Source organism: Microcoleus sp. Pol10D4 (assembly GCF_036701555.1).
Classification (GTDB): Bacteria; Cyanobacteriota; Cyanobacteriia; order Cyanobacteriales; family Microcoleaceae; genus Microcoleus.
In genome coordinates, this window is sequence record NZ_JAUBRA010000078.1 from 1 (window position 1) to 7269 (window position 7269).

Annotated in this window: 5 protein-coding genes; 3 read left to right on the forward strand and 2 right to left on the reverse strand. The window is 45.1% G+C overall.

The features are described from left to right. Positions 1-206: 206 nt before the first annotated feature. On the forward strand, positions 207-1895 hold the full coding sequence (locus QUA36_RS26775) for a glycosyltransferase family 39 protein (RefSeq protein ID WP_333459663.1): 1689 nt from the start codon (positions 207-209) through the stop codon (positions 1893-1895). Positions 1896-2054: 159 nt separating this feature from the next. Continuing rightward, the gene (locus tag QUA36_RS26780; protein WP_333452180.1) at positions 2055-2534 is read left to right on the forward strand and encodes a hypothetical protein; all 480 of its coding nucleotides are present in this window, start codon (positions 2055-2057) and stop codon (positions 2532-2534) included. A gap of 269 nt (positions 2535-2803) precedes the next feature. On the opposite strand, the gene QUA36_RS26785 is transcribed toward QUA36_RS26780, so the two are convergent. Continuing rightward, positions 2804-4849: a S8 family serine peptidase gene (locus tag QUA36_RS26785; RefSeq protein ID WP_333459664.1), complete on the reverse strand. Its 2046-nt coding sequence runs from the start codon at positions 4847-4849 to the stop codon at positions 2804-2806. Positions 4850-5103: 254 nt separating this feature from the next. On the opposite strand from QUA36_RS26785, the gene QUA36_RS26790 reads away from it, so the two are divergent. After that, complete coding sequence (locus QUA36_RS26790) at positions 5104-6159, forward strand: UPF0104 family protein (protein ID WP_333459665.1); 1056 nt, start codon at positions 5104-5106, stop codon at positions 6157-6159. A gap of 233 nt (positions 6160-6392) precedes the next feature. Here the strand turns inward: QUA36_RS26790 and QUA36_RS26795 are convergent. Further along, on the reverse strand, positions 6393-7269 hold an 877-nt coding region (locus tag QUA36_RS26795; protein WP_333459666.1), incomplete at its 5' end, for a calcium-binding protein.

Sequence of the window (7269 nt, forward strand, 5' to 3'; positions counted from 1 at the left end):
CACCGTAGCGAGAATTAGGCTTTGGTAATAACTAAAGTCAATCTGTCAGCAGAATCTCAGTGGCTTTAGCCCTGAGAGCGTCAATCCTTTGTTTGTAGTGAGGACTGAAGTCCTTTTTCTGGCTGTTAAGTTAGTAGGGTGCGCCTAGCGCGCACCTTACGGGTGGGGTAACAGTAAAAATTTGTGCTAGATTAGCTAGTTATAAAATGGAATCTACGAAAGATCGCGATCGACTAAATTCTTACAACCCTTCACTTGACAAGTGGCTGCGATTTTTAATTATCGCCGTATTAATTATAGGTATTTTATTTCGCTTCGCCAATCTCGATCGCAAATTTTACTGGATCGACGAAACATATACTTCTTTGAGAGTTTCGGGCTACACCGAAGCCGAAATAATCAAACAAATTTCGTACCAGAAAATAACCTCGCCTGCGGATTTACAAAAATATCAGCAGATAAATTCCGAAAAAACTGTAAGGGATACCCTGAATTCTTTAGCAACAGAAGACCCCCAACACCCGCCTCTGTATTATGTACTAGCGCGATATTGGGCGCAATGGTTCGGCAGTTCCGTTGCAGCAATGAGAAGTTTGGCCGCCGTGATTAGCCTGCTAGTATTTCCCGCAATTTATTGGCTGGCTTGGGAGTTATTTGAATCTTCAGCAGTAGCGTGGATGGCGATCGCAATTTTCGCAATTTCTCCCTACCACATCCTATTTGCCCAAGAAGCAAGACAGTACAGTTTGTGGACATTAACTACTATTTTATCCAGTGCAGCGTTGTTGCGAGCAATGCGCCCTGAGTCAACTCAAAATGCGCTCGCCCTCGTTCTTTCCTGGGCGCTTTATGCAGGCACAGCAACACTGGGATTGTACACACACTTGTTATTTGTCTGCGTCGCTGCAGCCCACGCAATCTACGTCGCAGTTATTGCCAACTGGCGCGATGTGAAAACATTCATTTCCTATTATGTAGCATCTTTAATCGCATTGAGTGGCTTCATGCCTTCCCTGGTAAATACTGTAGAAAACTTCAATCAAGTTAGAAGCACAACAGCATGGGCTGAACAGACAAATTACTTAAGATTAGTCAGCAGGTGGGTTGGTTCCGTCAGCATAGCATTTTTTGATATTGGCATTGATGGAACTGCCAACGCCACACAACTAGCCTTGCTAATTCCAGTTGCTATCATGATTCTAGCTTTAGTTGGCTATGCCCTTTATTATCTATGCAGACAAACACCAAAGCGAGTGTGGTTGATTGTATTGTTATTAATTGCAACAACTGCTTTGTTTTTAGCAGTACCTGATATAATCAAGGGTGGAAGGCGATCGGCAAATCCGCGATATTTAGTTCCTTGTTATGTGGGAATTCAGCTAGCAGTGGCTTACCTGTTGTCTACGAAAATTAGTAAGAATTTGGAGAACTTCAAACAGCAAAAACTGTGGAGAATAGTTGTAATTGCAGTTTTTTCCGCAGGTATTATATCCGGTGGAGTTAGTTCTCAAGCAGACATTTGGTGGAATAAAGGCAGCGGTTGGTTGGGTGCTTTGGAAGTAGCTGGGACTGTCAATCAAGCCAGCAATCCCCTAATTATCAGCGATGCCAATATCGCATATATGATGCCTTTAAGTTATTACCTAGAACCAAAAGTCAAACTGCTAATAGAACCCCGCTGTTACACTTCTTGCTACAAAAATCGAGAATTGGCAAAGAAAAAACCTCAACCCCCGCAAATTCCCAGCGGTTTCAGTGACTTGTTTTTATACAGACCTTCCTCTACTTTGCGATCGGCAATTGAGCAACAAAACTATCAAATAGATCCGGCTGACACTAATGTCGATCTTAATCTATGGAAAATTACCAAAAAACAATCTAAAACTTTAAGGTAAAAAACACTGGTTTGCTGCCCAAAAACAAATGTCTGATTCACTGCGACATACTGCCCATAAATGGCATTTGGGGAAGTATGTCGCAAGGAGAGTTCGATAGGTTTGCTTTTCGTGGTAAGCTAAAAGTTAAGAATAAAAAAATAACATCAAAAATCTCAAATGACAATCACTGAAACCTCTAACATTCGTAAACTGCTGTGTGATCCAGACTTAGGGCTGATTCCTCACCTAGAAAAGTGCCTGGAAGATTTGCACTCATCTGCGATCGCCAATGGAGAGAAATTCAAGGTAGAACCTTACGATATAGAATTCAAAAGCTGCCACACTCAGAAGCATCCCAACGACCAAAAACCCCTCGTCACCCAGTCAGTGTTAATAAAAGTTCCCCTGACTGGGAAAGTTCAAGACAAGATGCACCTATATCTGATCGCAAGTGAGTTACAGAACCAAATCGACTTCAAAATTATCGACTGGAGTGCCTTAGAACGCCGCCAATACGACATTCAGGGCATCCCCTTAAAGCAGCCGATCACCAAAATAGACGGCCAGATGAATTACGAATTAGTATTCGATCGACCAAGCTACTGCTGCATCACCCTGTGCCGCCAATTTGACTTAACTTACGCCGCCAATTTTTAATTGGGCTTGTAGGGGGGGTTCACCAACAATATTTAGGCTAATTAACAATCTATAAAACCCGCCCCTATCCCACGGTAAACTCCTTGTACATTTTTCGCATTCAATACAAATCAATGTTGATGTAAATTGTTAGTTGTGTGGGGGCGGGTTTATGTATATTGTTAGTAGAAATTCGATATTGTTGGTAAAACCCGCCCCTACGAAATTTGGTAACAGTATGTCAATCCTATTACCAATTACCAATTACCAATTACCAATTATCAATTAATTCAAACCGCTCGATTCGTAGTTTCTGCAAGAATCCTCTTAATATCAGCAGGAGTCAGACTCGGATTAGCTTGTAACATTAAAGCTATCACGCCGGATACTTGTGGCACTGCCATTGAAGTACCGGAAAAATATCGATAGGGAATCCCCGGTTGAGAAAGCGGCACAGTTGAATAAACGTCAGCAGAATCCGCCCTACCACCGTCGCCGCCCGGAGCAACAAAATAATTAATTACCTCCGCGCCCGCCCGGTTAGAATAATCCGCAAACAAGCCATTTCGGGTAACAGCACCGACAGCAATTCCTACCTCATTGGCAAACCGAGCCGGATAATCTGCTTGTGGGCGAGCATCATTTCCCGCCGCCGAAATCACGATCACGCCTTGAGCTTCAGCGGCTCGAATCGCATCCAATTCTTGATCGTTCAACTGGAGGCCGCCCAAACTTACATTAATCACCTTGGCTCCATTTGCCACCGCATAATTAATCGCATTAATTTCATCCCTAATTTTGCCTACTCCCGCCTCATCGAGTATTTTCAAAGGCATAATCTTCGCAGTTGGAGCCGTTCCCGTAATCCCAACCCCATCTTTTTTTGCAGCAACTAAACCCGATATATGAGTGCCGTGACTGTTATCATCCATCGGGTCATTATCGTTGTTGACAAAATCCCATCCTCGGAAATCGTCAACAAAGCCATTGTTGTCATCATCAACTCCGTTGCTAGCTTTATTGCGACCGATCGCATCAACGCCGGTTTCCCCCGCATTGCTCCAAATATTCCCCGTCAAATCCGGGTGATTGTAGTCAACTCCGCTATCGATAACTGCCACGACAATTCCGTCTCCAGTCAAGCCCTGGGCCCAAACCTCTGGAGCTTTAATTAAATCTCTGCCCCACTCGTCGCCACCCAAGTCGGGAACATCAGGAAAAGTTGCAGTACCTTGAGCTTTAGCAACGGCCGCTGCTGCATTCACCAAACCGAACCCAAAACGAGAGTCAAAACCCTGCAAGTTGCTCGGATTGTTAGGAGAAACAGTTGCAGGAGTTGCAGACAGATTGAGGGAGAAATTTGTACTGCCTTGGTATTGATAAACTCGGACAAAGTAAGTTCCTGTGGCTAAACCGTCGATGTCGATCGCTTCCGGCGATAAATTCGGTTGTTGAGAAGAAGCAATAATATCGGTGAAGTCAATAGAATTGTCGCCGTTAATATCTTTAATTAGAGCAACGTCAACATCTGCCGTCAAACCGCTGACAGTTAATTTAAAGTCGCTAGTTGCAGGCAAAGTAAAGCGGTAAAGGCCGTCTGGCCGGGCGTTGCTAACCGAGTCTGCGATCGTTTGAGTGCCACCCAAAACGCCTAAATCGCGAGCTTGATCCAGTTGGTTGCCCAATACGGTAGTTGCAGAGATGAATGTATCGGCGAGGTCTTGTGGAGATGCGTTGGCTACCAAGCCTAAAATAGCATTGGATTGGCGAATTTTAATTAATGTATTGGAAATACCGGGGGCGATCGATATTTCTTCGAGAATCAAGTCACCTTCGGTAAGATTGTCAGTCAGTCCGATCGAATCCACAAAACTGTTAAAGTCAGTAATCACGTCTGCAGCAGCCGGATCGGAGACTGCGGAGTCGCTGCGGAGGACAAAGGTATCTGGGCCCAAACCCCCTGTCAGCATATCTTTACCCCCATCGCCCACTAAAACGTCGCTGCCAGAGTCACCGTTGAGCACGTCATCTCCCTTACCTCCCTGCAAGGTATCGCTGCCGGCATCGCCAAACAGGATGTCGCTGCTGACACCGCCGTTAAGCAAATCGTTGTCTGCGCCCCCTAACAGCGTATCGGAATTGCTGCCGCCGAGAATGCGATCGTTACCATTATCGCCACTGATGCGATCGGCATCCGACGAACCGACAATAAAATCGTTGCCGCCGAGGGCAAAAAATCCGTTAGGATAAGGAGTCAAAAAGCCCGGAGTCAAGGCGAAACTATTGGGGCTATCATCTAAAAGATAGGAAAGACCGTCAGGGCTCGGGCCGGGCATAGAAATGTACTCCTAGTGAGGTATATCGATCTAAATTTTAGATTTTAAATTTAAGTTTGTGGTTAAGAACGCCCTAAATAGTCTGTAAGGCGGGCATTACGCACAGTCTGTAGAGGCCTGTATAGGTTAGGTTAAACAAATTTCTTCCGTCATATCATGCCGTGTAAATCAACCACAATTCCGCCTTAGCCCCTCTAAAATGTAAAATCTAAAACAGTATAACTTAATCCCAAATTCAAAATCGGGATCAGAAAATGGGAAAACAACACTTGCATCGAATTCAAAATTTTTTCAACCTCGCCAAGTCGCATTTAAAGCCTTATTTGCGCTATTTGATTTTGGGCGGGACGTTTTTATTTATTGCCAAAGCGTTTTTGACTCACTGGCGAGAAGTCGCGAATATCCAAATTCGAGCCGAAAGTTTTCCGTTACTGGCGATCGCCCTCGGCGTCACTTTACTTTCTCTAATTTTTGTCGGCTGGGTGTGGATGTTGATTTTGCGGGAATTCCGCCAACCTGTAACTGCGGCCTGGGCGATTCAAGTTTTTCTCAAAACTAATATTGCCAAGTATTTGCCAGGAAATATTTGGCATTTTTGGGGTAGAATATTGGACGCCAAAAAAGCCGGCATTTTCCCGAAAGCTGCTACTCTCAGCGTGTTGCTGGAACCGCTGCTGATGGCTTCTGCGGGCGTTTTGATTGGGTTGATTTGTTTTGAAAAATTCAATTGGTTTTTGCGGATTGTCGGTTGTGCTGCTATTTTAACGGCGATTCATCCCCGCATTTTAAATCCGATCGTTCTCTTTGTAGAGCGGTTGAAGTTATCAAAGAATAATGGGGAAAATTCCCAGGCTGGGGAGGCTGCAGGCGAGGAACTGATTTTTCGTGCAGAGTCTACCTCAAATATAGCTAAAAAAACATCGAATGTCAAGCCCCGCCGCCACATTAATTTGCCAATTAAACGCTATCCTTTAGTGCCGTTAATCGGACAAATATGTTTTATCGGATTGCGGGGCTGCGGTTTTTTGCTAACTGTAACGGCTTTAACTCCAGTGGAATTTAGCAATATTCCCAACTTGTTCGGTGCTTTTTGTTTTGCGTTTGTTGTCGGTTTAGTCGTACCTGGTGCACCGGGGGGAATGGGAGTATTTGAAGCAACGGCGATCGCCCTGCTTTCCGATCGCTTTTCTACGGGTATAATTCTGGGTGCCGTGGCTTTGTATCGGATAATTAGTATTGTGGCGGATGTTTCGGGTGCATTTTTAGCTAAACTCGATCGCCAGCGCGATCGGCACAGTCCAAAAAGGTGAATTTAAAACTAAATATTCTCGTGATTCTAGGGTGCGCCGTTGAGAATGTGAGATGACAGCAGATTGCAGGTAATAGGAATACTGCAATCAAGCTGCCAACGGAATTGATGATTTTATAAGGCAAAAGCAGGTTATAGAAGTGAGCGCCTTATTTTTAGAACAAGCAATTGGGCCGCAGGAATAGCTGCCGAGCCCAATTGCATAGATGCCTTGCTCCTGCCCGTGCGATCGCTCTAGGCTTTGAAGAAAACGCTAGCATTCAGGGCATCTTGAGCTACCCCAGAGACTATAGCCAAATAATTATCACCCACTTTAATAGCCGTAGAAGCCACAGGTGTTGCGCCGTCAAACTGCAAATCCACACGCTCAAAAGTGAGAGCAGAAAATGTTAGTCCTTCCATCAAACCAATTGAATCTCCAGGGCGGAAGTCCGTAATCACATCTGTTTGATTAATCGGAGTTGCATCTTCATCTACGGCGAAGAAGAAAGCATCATTGCCATCACCGCCTGTGAGAATGTCTTGGCCGCGATCGCCTATGAGTATATCGTTGCCCGCACCGCCATTGAGAGTATCATTTCCCTTGCCGCCCCGTATAACATCATTACCCTCTCCTCCTATTAGGCTGTCATTGTCGTTATTACCGCTGAGGAAGTCGTTGCCCGCACCGCCATCAATGCTATCAGAGCCTTTTCCGCCTAACAAAATGTCGTTGCCACCCAGTCCGTTAAGTGTATCAGCACCTTGATTGCCACTGATGGTGTCATCGTTATTGGTACCTGTTAAAGAGTCATTGCCGGATAGGGCCAAGATTCCTTTGCCCATCGCTTCTGGCGGTATAACAGTATCAGCATTGTCTGTGAAGAAGTAAAATCCAGGCCCGCTAAGATTTTGTGGCAGTCCCGTAGGTTCACCGCCGTCTGTGGCATTAGGTTTGGGTGAAAAGATAGATACTAATGGTGCAGGTGTTGGTGTTGGAGTTGGAGTTGTTGGTGGTATCGGAGTTGGAGTTGTTGGTGGTATCGGAGTTGGAGTTGTTGGTGGTGTCGGAGTTGGCGTTGTTGGTGGTGTCGGAGTAGGAGTCGGAGTAGGAGTTGTTGAAGTTGGAGTT

What these genes read in the sequence shown, in the direction of transcription:
- QUA36_RS26780 (WP_333452180.1), top strand. Translation starts at nt 2,055, where the DNA reads ATGACAATCACTGAAACCTCTAACATTCGTAAACTGCTGTGTGATCCA.
- QUA36_RS26775 (WP_333459663.1), top strand. Translation starts at nt 207, where the DNA reads ATGGAATCTACGAAAGATCGCGATCGACTAAATTCTTACAACCCTTCA.
- QUA36_RS26785 (WP_333459664.1), bottom strand. Translation starts at nt 4,849, where the DNA reads ATGCCCGGCCCGAGCCCTGACGGTCTTTCCTATCTTTTAGATGATAGC.
- QUA36_RS26790 (WP_333459665.1), top strand. Translation starts at nt 5,104, where the DNA reads ATGGGAAAACAACACTTGCATCGAATTCAAAATTTTTTCAACCTCGCC.